Source organism: Micromonospora sp. NPDC047762 (genome assembly GCF_043204655.1).
In the GTDB taxonomy this organism is placed as follows: Bacteria; Actinomycetota; Actinomycetes; order Mycobacteriales; family Micromonosporaceae; genus Micromonospora.
This window is the reverse complement of sequence record NZ_JBIDCQ010000001.1, coordinates 76,540-93,745: the sequence shown is the minus strand read 5'-3', so window position 1 is coordinate 93,745 and position 17,206 is coordinate 76,540. Positions and strand designations below refer to the sequence as shown.

General features: G+C 73.0%; 13 protein-coding genes. 2 read left to right on the top strand and 11 right to left on the bottom strand.

Features of this window, described 5'->3' with window-relative positions; genetic code table 11:
* Nucleotides 1-54: 54 nt before the first annotated feature.
* The 9 genes from cydC to deoC form a co-directional block, all read right to left on the bottom strand.
* Complete coding sequence (cydC, locus tag ACGF3C_RS00425) at nt 55-1,851, bottom strand: thiol reductant ABC exporter subunit CydC (protein WP_393217473.1); 1,797 nt, start codon at nt 1,849-1,851, stop codon at nt 55-57.
* Nucleotides 1,848-3,524: a thiol reductant ABC exporter subunit CydD gene (cydD, locus tag ACGF3C_RS00420; RefSeq protein WP_393217471.1), complete on the bottom strand. Its 1,677-nt coding sequence runs from the start codon at nt 3,522-3,524 to the stop codon at nt 1,848-1,850. The genes cydC and cydD overlap by 4 nt, the downstream gene beginning before the upstream one ends.
* Nucleotides 3,521-4,528, bottom strand: coding sequence for a cytochrome d ubiquinol oxidase subunit II (locus ACGF3C_RS00415; RefSeq protein WP_393217469.1), 1,008 nt, complete (start codon nt 4,526-4,528; stop codon nt 3,521-3,523). The genes cydD and ACGF3C_RS00415 overlap by 4 nt, the downstream gene beginning before the upstream one ends.
* An 11-nt stretch (nt 4,529-4,539) precedes the next feature.
* Nucleotides 4,540-5,793 (bottom strand): cytochrome ubiquinol oxidase subunit I, encoded by a 1,254-nt coding sequence (locus tag ACGF3C_RS00410; RefSeq protein ID WP_393217467.1) that lies wholly within the window; start codon nt 5,791-5,793, stop codon nt 4,540-4,542.
* A 470-nt stretch (nt 5,794-6,263) separates the two neighbouring features.
* Nucleotides 6,264-7,169 carry a M56 family metallopeptidase gene (locus ACGF3C_RS00405; RefSeq protein ID WP_393217465.1) on the bottom strand — a complete coding sequence of 302 codons (906 nt, stop codon included), beginning with the start codon at nt 7,167-7,169 and terminating at the stop codon, nt 6,264-6,266.
* Nucleotides 7,170-7,179: 10 nt separating this feature from the next.
* Nucleotides 7,180-7,653 (bottom strand): BlaI/MecI/CopY family transcriptional regulator, encoded by a 474-nt coding sequence (locus ACGF3C_RS00400; RefSeq protein WP_357229222.1) that lies wholly within the window; start codon nt 7,651-7,653, stop codon nt 7,180-7,182.
* 742 nt (nt 7,654-8,395) lie between these two features.
* Complete coding sequence (locus ACGF3C_RS00395) at nt 8,396-9,220, bottom strand: aldehyde dehydrogenase family protein (RefSeq protein WP_393217463.1); 825 nt, start codon at nt 9,218-9,220, stop codon at nt 8,396-8,398.
* Nucleotides 9,213-10,643 carry an aldehyde dehydrogenase family protein gene (locus ACGF3C_RS00390; protein WP_393217461.1) on the bottom strand — a complete coding sequence of 477 codons (1,431 nt, stop codon included), beginning with the start codon at nt 10,641-10,643 and terminating at the stop codon, nt 9,213-9,215. Before ACGF3C_RS00390 ends, ACGF3C_RS00395 begins: the two co-directional genes overlap by 8 nt.
* Nucleotides 10,644-10,649: 6 nt before the next feature.
* Entirely contained in the window at nt 10,650-11,609 is a 960-nt protein-coding gene (deoC, locus tag ACGF3C_RS00385; protein WP_387350992.1) for a deoxyribose-phosphate aldolase, read from the bottom strand.
* Nucleotides 11,610-11,742: 133 nt separating this feature from the next.
* On the opposite strand from deoC, the gene upp reads away from it, so the two are divergent.
* Together upp and ACGF3C_RS00375 are read left to right on the top strand one after the other, a co-directional pair.
* A complete protein-coding gene (gene upp / locus ACGF3C_RS00380) occupies nt 11,743-12,375 on the top strand; it encodes a uracil phosphoribosyltransferase (RefSeq protein WP_355009488.1) in 633 nt (210 codons plus the stop codon).
* A gap of 73 nt (nt 12,376-12,448) precedes the next feature.
* Nucleotides 12,449-13,126, top strand: coding sequence for a GPP34 family phosphoprotein (locus ACGF3C_RS00375; protein ID WP_393217458.1), 678 nt, complete (start codon nt 12,449-12,451; stop codon nt 13,124-13,126).
* Nucleotides 13,127-13,337: 211 nt separating this feature from the next.
* On the opposite strand, the gene ACGF3C_RS00370 is transcribed toward ACGF3C_RS00375, so the two are convergent.
* Both ACGF3C_RS00370 and ACGF3C_RS00365 read right to left on the bottom strand, forming a co-directional pair.
* Nucleotides 13,338-15,002: a phospho-sugar mutase gene (locus ACGF3C_RS00370; protein ID WP_393217456.1), complete on the bottom strand. Its 1,665-nt coding sequence runs from the start codon at nt 15,000-15,002 to the stop codon at nt 13,338-13,340.
* Nucleotides 15,003-15,050: 48 nt separating this feature from the next.
* The gene (locus ACGF3C_RS00365) at nt 15,051-17,120 is read right to left on the bottom strand and encodes a protein kinase (RefSeq protein WP_393217454.1); all 2,070 of its coding nucleotides are present in this window, start codon (nt 17,118-17,120) and stop codon (nt 15,051-15,053) included.
* Nucleotides 17,121-17,206: the final 86 nt, after the last annotated feature.

Genomic DNA, 17,206 nt, shown 5'->3' with positions numbered 1-17,206 from the left:
ACGGACCCCGGCCGGTCGACGTCCGGGAGAACCCTGGTCCGCCCCGGAGCCGGGTCAGGGGGCGAGCGCCAGGTAACCCCGTTCGGCCGCGGCCTGGAGCAGCCACTGGTCCCGGTACCAGCCCGGGGCCGCCACCAACTCGGCGTGCCGACCGCGCTGGATCACCCGACCGCCGTCCAGGACCACTATCTCGTCCAGCTCGGCCAGCCCGCTGAGCCGGTGGCTGATCAGCAGCACCGAGTGCCCGGCGGGGGTGGCGGCGAGGGCGGACGCGAGCACCGCGTCCGCGGCGGCCGGGTCCAGACCTTCGGTGGGCTCGTCGAGCACCAGCACCGGTGGCGCGGCGAGCAGTGCCCGGGCGAGCGCCAACCGCTGCCGCTGCCCACCGGAGAGCTGCCCGCCCTCCTCGCCGACCAGCGTGTCCCAGCCCGTTGGCTGGGCACGGATCCAGTCCAGCAGGCCGGCGGCGGCGGTGGCCCCGGTCAGCTCCTCCTCGCCCGCTGCGGGCCGCCCGAGCAGCAGGTTCTCCCGCACCGTGGCATGAAAGACGTACGCCTCGGCCAGCAGCCCGCCGACAGCGCGCGGCAGCGCCTCCTCGGCGTACGCCGAGAGGTCCTGACCGTTCAGGGTGACCCGGCCGGACGCGGGCCGGACGGTGCCGGTCAGCACGGCGGCCAGTGTGCTCTTGCCGGCGCCGCTCGGGCCGACGACCGCGATCCGGCGTCCCGCCGGCAGGTCCAGGCTGACCCCGTCCAGGGCGGGTGCCGCGCCGGCCCGGTACCGCACTGTCACGTCGACGAAGCGCAGGTCGTGCGGCCCGGTCAGGTCCGTTGGACCGGTCGCCGTCGCCGTCGCCGTCGCCGTCGCCGTCGGAGCGGTCGGCGGATCGGTGTCGAGCAGGTCCGCCACCCGGGTCAGGCCGGGCCGCAGTTGGGTCCACTGCCGGGCCGCCGCTACCAACGCCAGCGTCACCTCGACGGCGGCCAGGGTGCCGACGGCCAGGACGCCCACCAGCACCCCCCGCACGTCGGCGGCGAGCGCGACCAGCACCACCGCCGCGGCGGTCACGCCGGCGGCCAGTACGCCGGCCGCGTCCACGGCGAACCCGGTGGCGGCCAGCCGACGTTCCAGCCGGGCCAGCCGGTGGGCGCGCTGCTCGGCGGCGCGCAGCGTGATGTCGGTCGCCCCGAACGCGGCCAGGTCGGCGGCACCGTGGGTGAGGTCGATCGCGTCGGTGGCCAGCGCGCCCCGCAGGGGGGCCACCTCGGCCGCGCTGCGGCGGGTGACCGCGGTGGCCAACGCGGGCAGCGCCACCCCGGCGACCAGCAGCCCGACGGCGAGCGCCCCGGCGGCCGGTGGTGAGATCAGCGCCGCCACGGCGACCGCCGTCACACCGACCACTGCCGCCGCCGAGGCGGGCACCAGCACCCGCAGCAGCAGGTCCTGGACGGCCTCCACGTCGGAGACCAGGCGGCTCAGCACGTCCCCCGAGCGGTGCGCCGTGCCACGGCGGGCCGCCAGGGTGGCGAAGACCCGGGCCCGGACGTCGGTGATCATGCGGAGCACCGCGTCGTGCCCGGCGAGTCGTTCGGTGTAGCGGAACACGCCACGGCTGATCGCCAGCGCCCGGACCGCGACGATCGCCACTGTGAGGCGGTCCAGCGGAGGCTGACCGGCGGCGCTCATCAGCAGCCAGGTGGCGGTGGCCATCAGGGCCAGGCCGGCGAACTCGGTGGCGGCCGCCAGCAGCCCGGCGCCGACCAGGCGGCCCAGGTACGGCCGGGCCAGTCGCAGCACCGCCCGCTCGGCGGCGGCCCGCCCGGCCGGTGCCGACCCCTTCTGCCCGGTCATCGGGCGGCCTTCCCGGTCGGTTCGGGCGTCAACTCGGTGACCCGACCGTCCTCGATGCGCAGGATCCGGTCGGCGTCGGCCAGCAACGCCGGTCGGTGTGCGACGAGCAGCGCCGTCCGCCCGGCGACCAGGCGACGGGTGGCGTCGAGCACCACCGCCTCGGCCGCCGTGTCGAGTCGGGCGGTGGGTTCGTCGAGCAGCACCACCGGGGCGGAGCGCAGGAACGCCCGGGCCAGTGCCACCCGCTGCCGCTGCCCACTGGACAGCCCGTGGCCGCGCTCACCGAGCAGGGTGTCCAGGCCGTCGGGCAGCCCGGCCACCACGTCGTCCAGGGCGGCGTCGTGCACCGCGGCGGTGAGTACGTCGGCCGGGGTGTCCGGTGCGCCGAGGCGGATGTTGTCGGCCAGCGAGGCGGCGAAGAGGTGCGCCCGCTGCGGCACCCAGGCGAGCTGCCGGCGCCAGGCGTCCGGGTCGGCGGTGGCGAGGTCGACCCCGTCCACCGTGATCCGGCCGCTGGTCGGCGTCACGAAACCCAGCAGCAGGCCGAGCAGTGTGCTCTTGCCGGCGCCACTGGGCCCGATGATGGCGATCCGCTCGCCGGGTCGGATGGTCACTGTCACGTCGCGCAGCGCTGTGGTCCGCTCGTACGCCACCGTCACCCCCTCGAACCGGATCTCGGCCCGCGCGTCGGGGACGGAGGCGCCCTCGGCGGCCCGGGGCGCGGTGGGTGCGGCGGAGACGGTCAACGCCTCGTCCAGCGCGGCCAGCCCTTCCATGCTGGCGTGGAAGCGACTGCCGGCGGCCCGCAACGGCAGGTACGCCTCCGGGGTCAGGAGCAGCACCAGCAGCGCGGTCTGCAGGGCCAGCCCGCCACCGAGCAACCGGATGCCGACCGGTACCGCGACCAGCGCCACCGAGAGGGTGGCGACCAGTTCGAGGACCAGCGCGGAGAGGAACGCGATCCGCAGTGTCTTCATGGTGGCGACGCGGTGCCCGTCGGCCATCCGGCGTACCACGTCGGTCTGTGCCCGGGCCCGCCCGAACGCGCGCAGCGTGGGCAGCCCGGCGACCATGTCCAGGAAGTGCCCGCCGAGCAGCGCGAGCCGCCGCCACTGCCGCTCGGTGGCGGCCTGCGCCTGCCAGCCGAGCAGTGCGCCGAAGACCGGGATCAGCGGCAGGGTCAGCGCGATGATCACCGCCGAACTCCAGTCGGCGAAGACGACCCGCGCCAGCACCGCGAGGGGCACCGTCACGCTGAGCACCAGTTGCGGCAGGTACCCGGTGAAGTACGCGTCCAGCGCGTCCAACCCACGCCCGGCCAGGGTGGCGATCTCACCGGCCCGCTGCCCGGCCACCCACCCGGGCCCGTGCCGGCCCACCGCGCCGAGCAGGTCGGCCCGCAGCGTGGCCTTGACCGTGGCGGCGACCCGCGCCGAGACAGTGCCCTGCGCCCACACCAGGGCCGAGCGGGCGGCGACCGCGACCACGAAGCCGGCCAGCGCCGGTCGATCCAGCCGACCGTCGATCGCGGTGGCCAGCAGCGACGCGAGCGCGGTGGCCTGCGCCACGATCAACCCGGCGGCCAGCACCCCCAGGAGCGCGAGCACGGCAAGATCGCCCCGGGCCGCAGGGACCCGGCGCAGCAGACGCGGGTCGAACGGACGGCGGCTCACCAGTACACCGGTGCCCTACCGTCGGTCCGTCCTCGGAAAACCCACCAGCACATCGCCTGGAAGCCTAGTAGGGCCGGAAGTAGCGGCAGCGCCACCCAGCCCAGCAGCCGCAGGGTCGGCGCGCTGGCGGCCGCGTCGGCCACCCGCAGCGAGGCGTCCGGGTCGGTCGTGGACACCAGCACGTAGGGCCAGAGAGCTGCTCCGACCAGCAGAACCGGCAGCGCCAGGGCCGCGCCGGTGGCGACCAGAGCCCACCCCGGCCGCCGCCGGGCCAGCGCCGCGCGGGCCGCCAGCAGCGCCGCCACGAGCAGCACGGGCAGGAGTACGGCCACCGCCGGCCGCTGCACGGCGTCGCGTACCCGGGCGGAGAGCAGGCCCACGACGGTGGCCAGGGCGACCGCGGTGAGCGCCACCGGCACCAGCCGGCGGGCCGTGCGACCGACCACGGCGGCGGCCTCGGCCGACAGTCGCAGTGTGAGGAAGGTCGCTCCGTGCACCGCGACCAGGGTGACCATGGCCAGGCCGGCGGCGGCCGCGAACGGGGTGACCAGGTGTGTCACCCCGGCGACGTGCCCGTCGGCCTTCAGGGGTACGCCCTGCAACAGCGCGGCGAGCAGCACACCCCAGCCCAGCGCGGCGAGGGCGCTGCCGATCACCACGACGCGGTCCCAGCGGGCGCGGACCCGCTCGTCACCGGGCCGGCTGCGCAACTGCACCCCGACGGTGACCAGGATGACGCCGACCAGGGCACCGGCGACTGCCGGATAGCAGCCGGCGAGCAGTTCGCCCTCCAGGAGGGGGAACGCGCCGAAGAGAATGCCCATGGCGGCCACCAGCCAGACCTCGTTGCCGAGGAAGAACGGGCCGAGCGCGGTGAGCGCCTCCCGGCGCTCGCCCGGACCGACGCCCCGGGCGAGCAGCAGCCCGACGCCGTAGTCGTAGCCGGCGAGCACCAGGTAACTGGCGAAGAAGAAGCCGAGAAGGGTGTACCAGGCGAGGTCCACTGTCTACTCCTCTACAGGAGGGCGGGTTCGGGGTGGGCCGGCTCGCTGGGCGGTACCGGTGGGCGGCCGAGCGCCGGGTCGGCCGCGCCGCGTCTGGCGTGCCGGGCGAGCAGCACCCAGTTGGTGACGGCGAGGGTGCCCAGCAGCAGGCTGAACCCGATCAGCGAGGCGAGCATCAGCGGGGCGCTGACCGGGGAGACGGCCTGCTCGGTGGGGAGCAGCCCGTACGCCACCCAGGGTTGACGGCCGACCTCCCGGGAGATCCAGCCGAGAATCACCGCGATGAACGGCAGTGGCAGGGCGAGCAGGATCAGCCAGAGCGGGAAGCGCAGTCGGATGACCCAGTCCCGGAAGAGCAGGGGCAGCAGGAGCCAGACGCAGCCGAGGGTGAAGCCGATCAGGATCATGAAGCCCAACCCGACGCTGGCCAGCACCGGCGGGGTGTAGTCGCCGGGGCCGAACCGCGTTGTCCACTCGGCGATCAGCGCCTGGCTCTCCGGGCTGTCGCCGCCGAACTTGGTCGGCTGCACCGAGCCCACCGGGCCGAACTGGGCGAAACCGAAGCCCTGCACCATCGTGATGGCCAGTGCCGCGGTGACCAGGCCGATCCGCAGCGAGGTGCGGAAGAGCGCGAAGTCCGGGGTACGCCGGATCAGGTGCCAGGCGCTGACCGCCGCCATCAGCATCCCGCCGACCAGCAGCGCCGCCGAGACCACGTGCCCGAAGGCCATGCCGAGGCTGGGATTGCTGAGCAGCGCGCCGAAGTCGGTGAGGTGGGCGATCCCGTCGCGGACCTCGTAGCCGACCGGGTTCTGGAGCCACGAGTTGGCCACCATGATCCAGAACGCCGAGGCGTACGCGGTGATCGCCACGCCCCAGAGCAGCGCGAGGTGGACGCCCTTGCCGAGCCGGTGCCAGCCGAAGATCCACATTCCGAGGAAGGTGGACTCCAGGAAGAACGCCACCAGCGTCTCGATGGCCAGGGGCGCGCCGAACACGTTGCCGACGTAGCGCGACAGGCCGCTCCAGTTCAACCCGAACTGGAACTCCATCACGATCCCGGTGGCGATGCCGAGCACATAGTTGATCACGTAGAGCTGGCCCCAGTAGCGGGTCAGCCGCTCCCACTTGGGGTTGCCGGTGAGCACCCAGGCGGTCTGCATGCCGACGAGCAGGGTGACCAGCCCGAGTGTGACCACCACGAACAGGAAGTGGATCGAGGTAGTGGTGGCGAACTGCAGGCGGGCGAGGAGCAGGGTGTCCATGACCAGCCCTCCATAGCGTTGGCTCCCTTGTCGTAGCCACCCTACACGTAGCAAGCCTACTGGTAAGTCCTACTACAACACGTCGTAGGAAACACTACTACGTAGCGTAGTAATAAAACTCGCGCTCAACCCCGACCTCGTGCCGCAGAGCCCCGGGTCCGTCACCGCCCCACCCCGTCGATCATGGAGTTGTGGTGGGTGACAAAGTCCCCGTTACTGAACAAACCAGGCACCACAACTCCATGATCGACTCGACCGGGCCGCGATCTTGCACTTTCTGTCCCCGCATAGGGCGCATTCAACGCTTATCGACGACCGAAACTGCAAGATCGGCGGAGCGGGGCGGGGCGGGGCGGGCGCGCGCGGGCGCGGGGTGGGGTGGGGTGGGGCGGTCAGGGACGGCAGCCTGGATCTGGTGATCGGGTCGGCGGTGTGGGGCAGCGGGTCGCCGCCGGGGTGCCCGGTGGGCGTCAGCTCAGGAGGAGGGTGACCGGGAGGGCGACCAGCGTGGTGGCGACCGCGAGGGCGGTGGCGCCGAGCACCCGGGGCGGCCGGTCGCTGACCAGCAGGCGCTGGACCCGTACGTCGAGATCCCGGTCGCCCATGCCGAGCGCGCCGGCCGGGGTGATCCGGTGCCCCGCGGCGGCGAACCGGCGCAGCGCACCCGCCAGCGGTGCCTCGGCGTGCAGCTCGCGGGCCTTGTCGTCGGCGCGCATCTCGACCAGCAGGGCGACCCGCTCGTGCGCGTCGCGCACCCAGCCGAACCACGGCAGCGCCCGGCACAGCGCCGTGAACGGCAGCAGCACCAGGTCGTGCCGCTCATGGGCGTGCGCACGCTCGTGGCTGAGAACCGCGGCCAACTCGGCCCGGTCCAACAGGCTCAGGGTGCCGGCGCTGATCACCACCTGCGGCTTCACGCCCGGCAGGCAGTACGCGGCCGCGCTCGGATGATCCAACACCAGCGCGCCTGGCGCGGCCGGGTCGTTCCGGGCGACCAGGGAGAGCAGGTCCCGGTGGCGACGCTGGGCGCGTACGGTGCCGTGGATGCTGCGAACGGTCGTCGTGACCAGCACCGCCCCGATGCCGAAGCCCACGCCGACGCCGGCCAGGTGGAACGTGCCCACCCCGATCGGCAGGGCGCCGTGGGCGAGGTCGTTGGCCAGGGCGAGCAGTGCGCTACCGGTCGACCGGTCGTACGCGCTCAACCCGAGCGCCATGGGCAGGCCCATCGCCGAGAGGCCCAACGCCAGCCCGACGGCCTGCCAGCAGACGATCGCCACCCGCGGGCTGCGCCACGTCCAGGTGGAACGGGCCAACACCTGGGCGGTCAGATAGCAGGCCAGCATCGTGGCGGCGAAGTGCACGGCGTAGGCCATGGCGCGCGCCCTACCGCTCCGCTGTCTCGCCGGCGGCTCGTCGGCCCGCCGGCCCGTCCACCCGGTCGGTCAGGGAGTCGGCCCTGCCCGCGTCGCCGCCGGTGGAGCCCGGCCCGGTCAGGCCGGCTTCATTGCCCAGGGCTGCTCGCAGCACCTCGGCCTCGGTGCCGGTCACCGAGCGGGCGAAGCGCACCAGCGCGGCGTCCCGGCTGCCACCCAGGTCGAGGGCGTCGAGCATGAGTTGAGCGATGTGCGCCTCGCGGCTGGCCGCCGGACGATACCGCCAGGCCCGACCCTCCCGCTCCCGTTGCACCATGCCCTTGCCGGCGAGCCGGTCCAGCACCGTCATCACAGTGGTGTACGCCAGCTCACGGCCATCGAGCGCGTCGGCCACCTCGCGCACGGTCACCCCGTCCGACGTGCCGGGAACCACGTCCCACAGCACGTCCATCACCGCACGCTCAAGATCGCCCAACCGAGTCACAAACCAATCCTACCCCCGGTAGTAGACCCCCACCCGCCCGTCCCCACCCGCCAATCAACCAGCCCACCAGCCCACCAGCCCACCAGCCCACCAGCCCACCAGCCCACCAGCCCACCAACCCACCCACCCACGCCGCCAGTGATCATGGGATGACCGGGCCGAAAGAGATCAAAGCCCCCGCCAACCCCATGATCACCAGGGTGAGATCGGCGGAACAGGACAAGAACACGACAACTTCAGGGATGTTGCTGCCTCCAAGGCGCTGGAGGCAGCAACATCCCTGAAGTTGTCGTGGACCCTGACCAGCCGCCGACAGCGAACCCGGATCAGCACGCCAGCGGACCCGGGCGGACCAAGGCGGGGCGGACCCGGTCGGACCCGGTCGGGCGGTGCGGTGCGGACCCGGCGGACCCGGGCGGTGCGGTGCGGGGTGGACCCGGTCGGGCGGTGCGGTGCGGACCCGGCGGACCCGGGCGGTGCGGTGCGGGGTGGACCTGGGCGGTGCGGTGCCGGGCGGTGCGGCCCCGGGCGGGGCGGGGCGGGCGAGGTCAGCCGACGCCCCCGCCGACCGGCAACCCGACCCAAGGCAGAACCCGTGAGCTGACCCACCCCGACAAACCCGGCCCACGTCAGGTTTTCCGGGGGGAGCCCGCCCACGCAGGGATCAAGCCTGACCGCCCGGAGTGGGCGGGCTCCCCCCGGAAAACCGCCCCGGAAAGAAACAGAGGCCGAAGAAAAACGATCACACCCCCTTGGGGTGCCACACCGTCTTCGTCTCCAGCAGCGCGGTGATCGGCGCCACCCCCGGGTCACCGGTCCAGTCGTGGTCGGCCGGGGCCGGCCGGAGCACCCGCTTGAGGTTGTCCGCCGCCTTGACCTCCAGGTCGGTGGCGAGCGCGGCGTCGGTGACCCCGGTCAGGTCGATCGCGTTGACGTCCATGTGCGCGGCCAGCGTCGGCGCGGTCTCGGTGATCGCGCCGGTGAGGATGTTGACCACACCGCCGGGCAGGTCGGAGGTGGCCAGCACCTCGGCCAGCGTCACCGCCGCCAGTGGCTCGCTCGGGGATGCCGCCACCACCACCGTGTTGCCGGTGACGATCGCCGGGGCGATCACGCTGACCAGGCCGAGCAGCGCCGGGCGTTCCGGGGCGACCACCGCGACCACGCCGGTCGGCTCGGGCGCGGAGATGTTGAAGTACGGGCCGGCGACCGGGTTGGCGCCGCCGTACACCTGGGCCAGCTTGTCGGCCCAGCCGGCGTACCAGACCCAGCGGTCGACAGCGGCGTCCACCTCGTCGGCGGGGATGCCCAGGGCGACGAACTGTTCGCGGCGGCCCTCCAGCATCTCGGCGGCCCGGTAGAGGATCTGACCCCGGTTGTACGCGGTCGCGCCGGCCCAGCCCTTGACGGCGGCGCGGGCGGCGACCACCGCGTCCCGGGCGTCCTTGCGGGAGGCCAGTGACACATTCGAGGACTGCACGAGATACGACCGTCCCGACTCGCTGCGCGGGAACTTCCCGCCGATGAAGAGCTTGTACGTCTTGCGTACCGCGACCCGCTCAGACATTGAGGTACCCCTCCAGCCCGTGCCGGCCGCCCTCGCGACCGTAGCCCGACTCCTTGTAACCACCGAACGGCGAGGTGGGGTCGAACTTGTTGAACGTGTTGGCCCAGACCACTCCGGCGCGCAGCCGGTCGGCCATCCACAGGATCCGGGAGCCCTTGTCGGTCCAGATCCCGGCCGACAGCCCGTACGGCGTGTTGTTGGCCTTCTCGACGGCCTCGGCCGGCGTGCGGAAGGTCAGCACCGACAGCACCGGGCCGAAGATCTCCTCGCGGGCGATCCGGTGTGCCTGGGTGACGCCGGTGAAGATGGTCGGCGCGAACCAGAAGCCCCGGTCGGACAGGTCACACGGCGGTGACCAGCGCTCGGCGCCCTCGGCCGAGCCGGCGTCGGACAGCTCGCGAATCCGCTCCAACTGGGCGGCGGAGTTGATCGCGCCGACGTCGGTGTTCTTGTCCAGCGGGTCGCCGACACGCAGCTGGGCCATCCGCCGCTTCAGCGACTCCAGCACCCGGTCGGCCACGTTCTCCTGGACGAGCAGGCGGGAGCCGGCGCAGCAGACGTGCCCCTGGTTGAAGAAGATGCCGTTGACGATGCCCTCGACGGCCTGGTCGATGGGTGCGTCGTCGAAGACGATGTTGGCGGCCTTGCCGCCCAGCTCCAGGGTGAGCTTCTTGCTGGTGCCGGCGACGGAACGGGCGATGGCCCGGCCCACGTCGGTGGAGCCGGTGAAGGCGACCTTGTCCACGCCGCGGTGCTCGACCAGCGCGCGGCCAGTGTCGCCAGCGCCGGTGAGGATGTTGACCACACCGGCCGGCAGCTCGGCCTGCTGGCAGATCTCGGCGAACAGCAGCGCGGTCAGTGGGGTGGTCTCGGCCGGCTTCAGCACCACCGTGTTGCCTGCGGCCAGCGCCGGGGCGATCTTCCAGGCCAGCATGAGCAGCGGGAAGTTCCACGGGATGACCTGCGCGGCCACGCCGATGGGGCGCGGGTTGGCACCGAAACCGGCGTGCGGAAGCTTGTCGGCCCAGCCCGCGTAGTAGAAGAAGTGCGCGGCGACCAGCGGCAGGTCGACGTCGCGGGACTCGCGGATCGGCTTGCCGTTGTCCAGCGACTCCAGGACGGCCAGCTCGCGGGAGCGCTCCTGGATGAGCCGGGCGATCCGGTACAGGTACTTCGCCCGGTCCCGGCCCGGCATCGGGCCCCAGACCTTGTCGTACGCCTTGCGGGCGGCGCGCACCGCGCGTTCCACGTCCTGGGCACCGGCCTCGGCGACCTCGGCCAGCACCTCCTCGGAGGCGGGGTTGATCGACTTGAAGCTGCCACCGTCGGTCGGGTCGACGAACGTGCCGTCGATGAACAGCCCGTACGAGGGTTTGAGGTCCACCACCGAGCGGGACTCGGGGGCGGGGGCGTATTCGAACATCGGCTATCAGTCCAGGGTGAAGTAGTCGGGACCGGAGTAGACGCCGGTCGTCAGCTTGGTGCGCTGCATCAGCAGGTCGTTGAGCAGGCTGGACGCGCCGAAGCGGAACCAGTCCGGGTCGAGCCAGTCCGGGCCGACGGTCTCGTTGACCATCACCAGGTACTTGATCGCGTCTTTGGTGGTCTTGATGCCACCGGCGGGCTTCACGCCCACCTGCCGCCCGGTCGCTTCGCGGAAGTCGCGCACCGCTTCCAGCATCACCAGGCTCACCGGCATCGTCGCCGCGATCGGGACCTTGCCGGTGGAGGTCTTGATGAAGTCGCCGCCGGCCAGCATGGCCAGCCAGGAGGCCCGCCGGACGTTGTCGTAGGTGGCCAGCTCGCCGGTTTCCAGGATCACCTTGAGATGGGCGTCCCCGGAGGCTTCCTTGGTGGCCACGATCTCGTCGTAGACCTCCTTGTACCGCCCGGCCAGGAACGCACCCCGGTTGATCACCATGTCGATCTCGTCGGCGCCGGCCGCGACGGCGGCCCGGGTGTCGGCCAGCTTGATCTCCAACGGCGCCTGACCCGACGGGAACGCGGTCGCCACGCTGGCCAGGTGCACACCAGAGCCGCGCAGCACCTCGGCCACGTGGGGGACCATCGCCGGGTAGACGCAGACCGCGCCGACGTGCGGGCAGGACGGGTCGGCCGGGTCCGGACGCAGGGCCTTCGCGGCGAGCGCGCGCACCTTGCCCGGGGTGTCCGCCCCCTCCAGGGTGGTCAGGTCGACCATCCGGATCGCCAGGTCGATCGCCTGGGCCTTGGCGGTGGTCTTGATGGAGCGGGTGCCGAGCTGTGCCGCCCGCTGCTCCGCGCCGACCTGGTCCACGCCGGGCAGGCCGTGCAGGAAGGTCCGCAGAGCGGTCTCGGATCGTCCCAGCTCGGAGAGCTCCGACCGGGCCGACGTCGTTGTCGCCGTCATGCCGAGAAGTCTACGCACGAGACCGCCGAGTGATCTTGCTCACGACCGCTCGGTGGCGTTCCGACGTGAGCGGCGTCCCTGGTCCGACCGCACCCGCACCGTCGCGCGGTACGGACCGGTAGGTTGAGCGATCGTGGACGTACACGTCATTGACCACCCGCTGGCCCAGTCACGGTTGACCGCCATGCGGGACGCGCGCACCGATTCCTCGACGTTCCGGGCGGCGCTGCACGAACTGACCACCATGCTGGTGTACGAGGCGGCGCGCTCCTTCCCCGTCGAGCGGTACCCGGTGCAGACGCCGGTCACCGGCACCGAGGGCACCCGGCTGGCCAACCCGCCGCTGCTGGTCCCGGTGCTGCGCGCCGGGCTGGGCATGGCGGACGCCGCGCTGGGTCTGCTGCCCGAGTCGTCGATGGGTTTCGTGGGCCTGGCCCGCGACGAGGCGACCTACGAGCCCCGCGCGTACATGGAGTCGCTGCCACGCGACCTGGCCGGGCTGCCGGTGCTGGTGCTCGACCCGATGCTGGCCACCGGCGGTTCGCTGGAGCACTGCTGCCAGCTGCTGGCCGACCGCGGCTGCACTGACATCACAGTGCTCTGTGTGCTCGCCGCCCCGGTCGGCATCGACCGGCTGGAGCGCTCCGGCCTGCCGTTGCGCCTGGTCACGGCCTCGATCGACGAGGGGCTCAACGACCACATGTTCATCGTCCCCGGTCTCGGCGACGCCGGCGACCGCCAGTTCGGTGGCATGCCCCGCTTCTGACGGGAGACCCGGTCGGTGCCGGGTCCGGCGGGGTCCGTGCACGGGGTGCGCGGACCCGCTACCGTCTCCGGCCATGACTGGTGTTGCGCTCGCCGAGGAATTGCTGCTCCTCGCCTACGACGACACGACCGGCAAGGCGACGATGCCACGGATCAGCCTGGACCTGGGCATGGCCGCCGCGGTGCTGGTCGAGCTGGCCCTGACCGGCCGAATCGCGTACGCCGACGGGTCCCTGACGGTGATCGACCCGACGCCCACCGGCGAGCCGTTCAGCGACGACGTCCTCGGCCGGATCGCCGCCGACACCCCGCACAGCCCGGCGTCCTGGGTGCAGCGTCTGCGGCACGGCCTGCGCGACCGGATCCTCGCCGACCTGTGCCGGCAGGGTGTCGTCCGGGACGTCGACGAGACCGAGCTGGGCTTCATCCACGTGCACCGCTACCCGGTCGTGGACACCTCCGTCGAGGCGGAGACCCGGCAGCGGCTGGCCGAGGCGCTGACCGGCGCGGCAGCCCCGGACGAGCGGACCGCCGCGCTGGCCACCCTGGTGGTGGTGCTCCGGATGGAGTCCGCGCTCGGGGTGAGCGGCGAGGCCGCCGCCGACGCCCGCCGCCGGCTGACGGAGATCGCCACCGGCGCCGGGTTCTCCGGCGAGGTGAGCACCGACGACTCGGTGGTCCGCCCGTCGGTCGGCCTGGTCGTCGCCGCCCTGGCCAAGGCCGTCGACCAGGCCCTCGGCAAGCGCGCCTGATCAGGGCCGTCGACCAGGCCCTCGGCAAGCGCGCCTGATCGTCGAAGCCAGCACGCCCCTGCCGTCCTTTGCTCTGCACCCGCGGATGCACCATGCGCCATGCGGTGGCCGGCGCTTGGCGTCCGCCGCATGTCGGCTCCCCGATGGCACGTGGCGCATCCGCGGGTGCAGAGCAAAGGGAACGTGCCGGGTGGATAGGTCCTTCGCGGCGTCAGATGCCGAGAGCGGCGCCGACCTCGGCCCGCAGCCCGACGACCGCCTGCGCCGCCCGGCTGCGGGCCGCCGGGACGTCACCATCCGTGACCGGCTCCACCACTTCGAGGTACGCCTTGAGCTTCGGCTCGGTCCCGGACGGGCGGATCACCACCCGGGCCGCCGCGGTCCGCAGGATCACCACGTCCGACTCGGGCAGCAGGTCCCGGACGCTGTCCACCGGCTGCCCGAGCAGGGTGGCCGGGGTGACCGCCCGGATCCGGGCCATCGCGTCGGCGATGACCCGCAGGTCGTCCACCCGGGCGGAAAGCTGGTCCGTGTGGTGTACGCCGAACTCGGCAGCCAGCTCGTCCAGCCGGTCGGTCAGCGTGCGACCCTGCGTCTTCAGGCCGGCGGCCAACTCGGCCACTGTCAGCGCGGCGGTGATGCCGTCCTTGTCCCGGACGTGTTCCGGTGCGACGCAGTAGCCGAGCGCCTCCTCGTAGCCGAAGACCAACGGCGCGCTTCCTCCGCCGGCCCGCACGATCCACTTGAAGCCGGTCAGCGTCTCGTCGTAGGGCAGGCCCCGGGCTGCGCACATCGCCCGCAGCAGTGACGACGACACGATGGTGGTGGCGTAGAGCCCGGTCACCCCCCGGCGCATCAGGTGATCGGCGAGCAGGACGCCCACCTCGTCGCCCCGCAGCATCCGCCAGCCGTCGCGGTCCCGGACGACCACCGCGCAACGGTCGGCGTCCGGGTCGTTGGCGATGGCGAGGTCCGCGCCGGTGGAGTCGGCCAGGGCGATCAGCCGGTCCACCGCACCCGGCTCCTCCGGGTTGGGGAACGACACGGTGGGGAACGCCGGGTCCGGCTCGGCCTGGTCGGGCACCACCCCGGGGGTCGGGAAACCAGCGCTGGCGAAGGCGGCGGTGAGCACCGCCGCGCCCACCCCGTGCAGCGGGGTGTACGCCACAGTCAGGTCCCGTGGCCCGTCCGGGTCGATCACCGCGGTGGCCCGTTCGACGTACGAGGCGACCAGGTCGTCGCCGAGCACCTGACCGGGCTCGCCCAACGGCACCTGGGCCAGCGGCCCGACCGATCGGATGGCGGCCTCGATACCGGCGTCGGCGGGTGGCACGATCTGCGCGCCGGCGCCCAACTCGCCGCCCAGCTCCGCGCCGAGGTAGACCTTGTAACCGTTGTCCTGCGGCGGGTTGTGGCTGGCCGTGACCATCACGCCGGCGACACCGCCGAGGTGCCGCACGGCGTACGCCAGCACCGGGGTGGGCAGCGGGCGGGGCAGCAACAGCGCCGGGCGGCCAGCGCCGGTCGCCACCTGGGCCGTGCGCTCGGCGAACTGCCGGGAGCCGTGCCGGGCGTCGTACCCGATCACCAGCGGACCGGTGCCACCCTGGGCCGCGAGCCAGGTGACCAGGCCGGCAGCGGCCTGGGTGACAACGGCGAGGTTCATCCCGTTCGGGCCGGCGCGCAGCGGGCCGCGCAGGCCCGCCGTGCCGAAGGTCAGCGGGCCGGCGAACCGGTCGGCCAGCTCCGGGCCGCTCGCCGGGAGACCGTCGAGCACCGCCGTCAGCTCGTCCCGGCTGGCCGGGTCGGGGTCGTCGGCCAGCCAACGCCGGGCTTGCTCGCGAATGTCGTCGATGTCAGTGCTGTCCGCCGCCATGCCCCTTGATAGCACGGCGACGGATCATCCCTGTGGGTTCCCTCCGGCTCAGCCGTTCCCGGTGAGCTGGAACGTCCGTGCCATCTCGTCGAAGATCGCCTTGCTCTCCGCGAACTTGGCGTCCGTGGCGGTGAGGTAGAACGAATACGCCTTGCCGTCCTGCGCGACGCCCCGCCAGACACCGTGCCGCATCGCGTCACCCGCGCCGCAGGTGTACTCGAATTCGGCTGCCGGCTTGCTGGCCAGCTCGGTCTCGGTGGAGGAGATCTGGTTGTACGGCTTGACGCAGGAGGTGCTCCGGGTCTTGAGGCCGTTCTCGGCCGTCTCGGCCCACCGGACGGAGCTGCTGGTCCACTTCTCGGTGATGATCCGGACCTTGCGGCCGCTGTCGGCCGGGTCGATGTAGTCGGTGTACGAGCCGCCGGTGGCCTTCTTCCAGCCCTTCGGCACCATGACCTGGATTCCGCGGGCCGTGTGCTCCTGCATCTCGACGGTGGGAGCCGCCGGGGCGGACGTGGTGGGCTGCGCGGCCGGGGTGCCCGGCGGGGCGTCGTCGCCGCCGGAGAGCGCCACCGCGGTGAGCAGCAGCACGACGACCAGGCCGCCGGCCGCGGCGAGCTGCACCTTGCGCGGCCAGCCCTTGACCGTGGTGACGAGCTGACCACCGGTGGCCCGGGCCTTGTCCAGCGCGCTGCCGCCCGAAGCGGCGGGCGTGGTCGCCCAGGGTTGGCCGGTGCCCGGCACCGACCACTGGTTGCCGCCGCCGTAGGTGCCGCCGACGCGCTGGGTGGCCTCCGGTGCTGCGCCGCCGTACCCGACCTGCTGGGTGGCATCGGCCGGGCTGCCGTAGCTGACCCGCTGGGTGGCGTCGGGGTGCCCGCCGGCGTCCACCCGCTGGGTGGCGTCCGCGTTGCCGCCGTAGGTGCGCCCGGCCGCCGGTCGGCCCGTCGTCGGCATCGCGCCGGTCGGCGTGTGCAGCGGGCCGGCCAACGCGTCGGCGCTGGTCTCGTCGAGGCCCCCGCTGGTGCCGGCCGGGCGAGCTGCCGCCTGCGGGCGCTCGCCCCGGCGCAGCGAGGCCAGCCGGTCGGTCAGGGACTCGCCCGGGGCCAGCATCGCCTTGCCGCCGATCTGGCTGTCCGGCTTCGGCTCCGGCTGGGGCGGCGGGAGGACGGGGATGGGGCGATGCTGCACCGGCACCACGGCGTACGGGTCGGTGACCGAGTGCACAGCCGTCGCGGTGCTGCCCAGCGGGCCGGCGAGCAGCTCGCGCAGCATGGCCCGGGAGGTGTGCACGTCGAGTCGGCGTGCCGGGTCCTTCTCGAGCAGACCCATCAGCACCCGGGTCAGCGGGCCGCTGCGCTGCGGTGGGGCGGGCGGGTCCTCCACCACGGCGTGCATGGTCTCGATCGGGTCGCCCTTGTCGAACGGGGGGCGCCCCTCGACAGCTGTGTAGAGCGTCACACCCAGCGAGAAGAGGTCACTCGGCGGCCCGAACTCCTGGCCCATGGCCCGCTCGGGCGAGATGAAGTGCGGTGAGCCGAGCACCATGCCCGGGGTGGTGAGCTGCACGTCGGTGGGCATCCGGGCGACCCCGAAGTCGGTCAGCACGCAGCGCCCGTCGGTGCAGATCAGCACGTTGGCGGGTTTGACGTCGCGGTGCAGGACGCCGATCGCGTGCGCGACCTCCAACGCGCCGAGCAGCGCGATGCCGATCTTGGCGACGGCCCGGGGCGCGACCGGCCCGTCCTCGATCACCATGTCGGCGAGGCTGCGGGCGTCCAGCAGCTCCATCACGATCCACGGCCGGCCCGCCTCGGTGACCACGTCGTACACCTGCACCACGGCGGGGTGCTGGATGGCGGCGGCGGCGCGGGCCTCGCGCAGGGTGCGTTCGTACATCGCGTCGCGGTCGCTGGGGGCCAGCCCCGGGGGCAGGACGACCTCCTTCACCGCCACGTCACGGCGCAGCAGGGTGTCTGTGGCGCGCCACACCGTGCCCATGCCGCCGTTGCCCACCGAGGACCGCAGCGAGTACCGGTCACCAATGGTGGTGCCGGGCGCCGCTCGTCCGTTGGCGGGACTGACTGGTCCGCCGCTCCACGTCGGGATCTGAGTCACAGAAAAGCCACCGGGGGAAATCGAGGGGGGCTGGGACACAACCCCCCTATCTTGCTGGTTCCGACGCCGGATGCGAAAGCCGACGC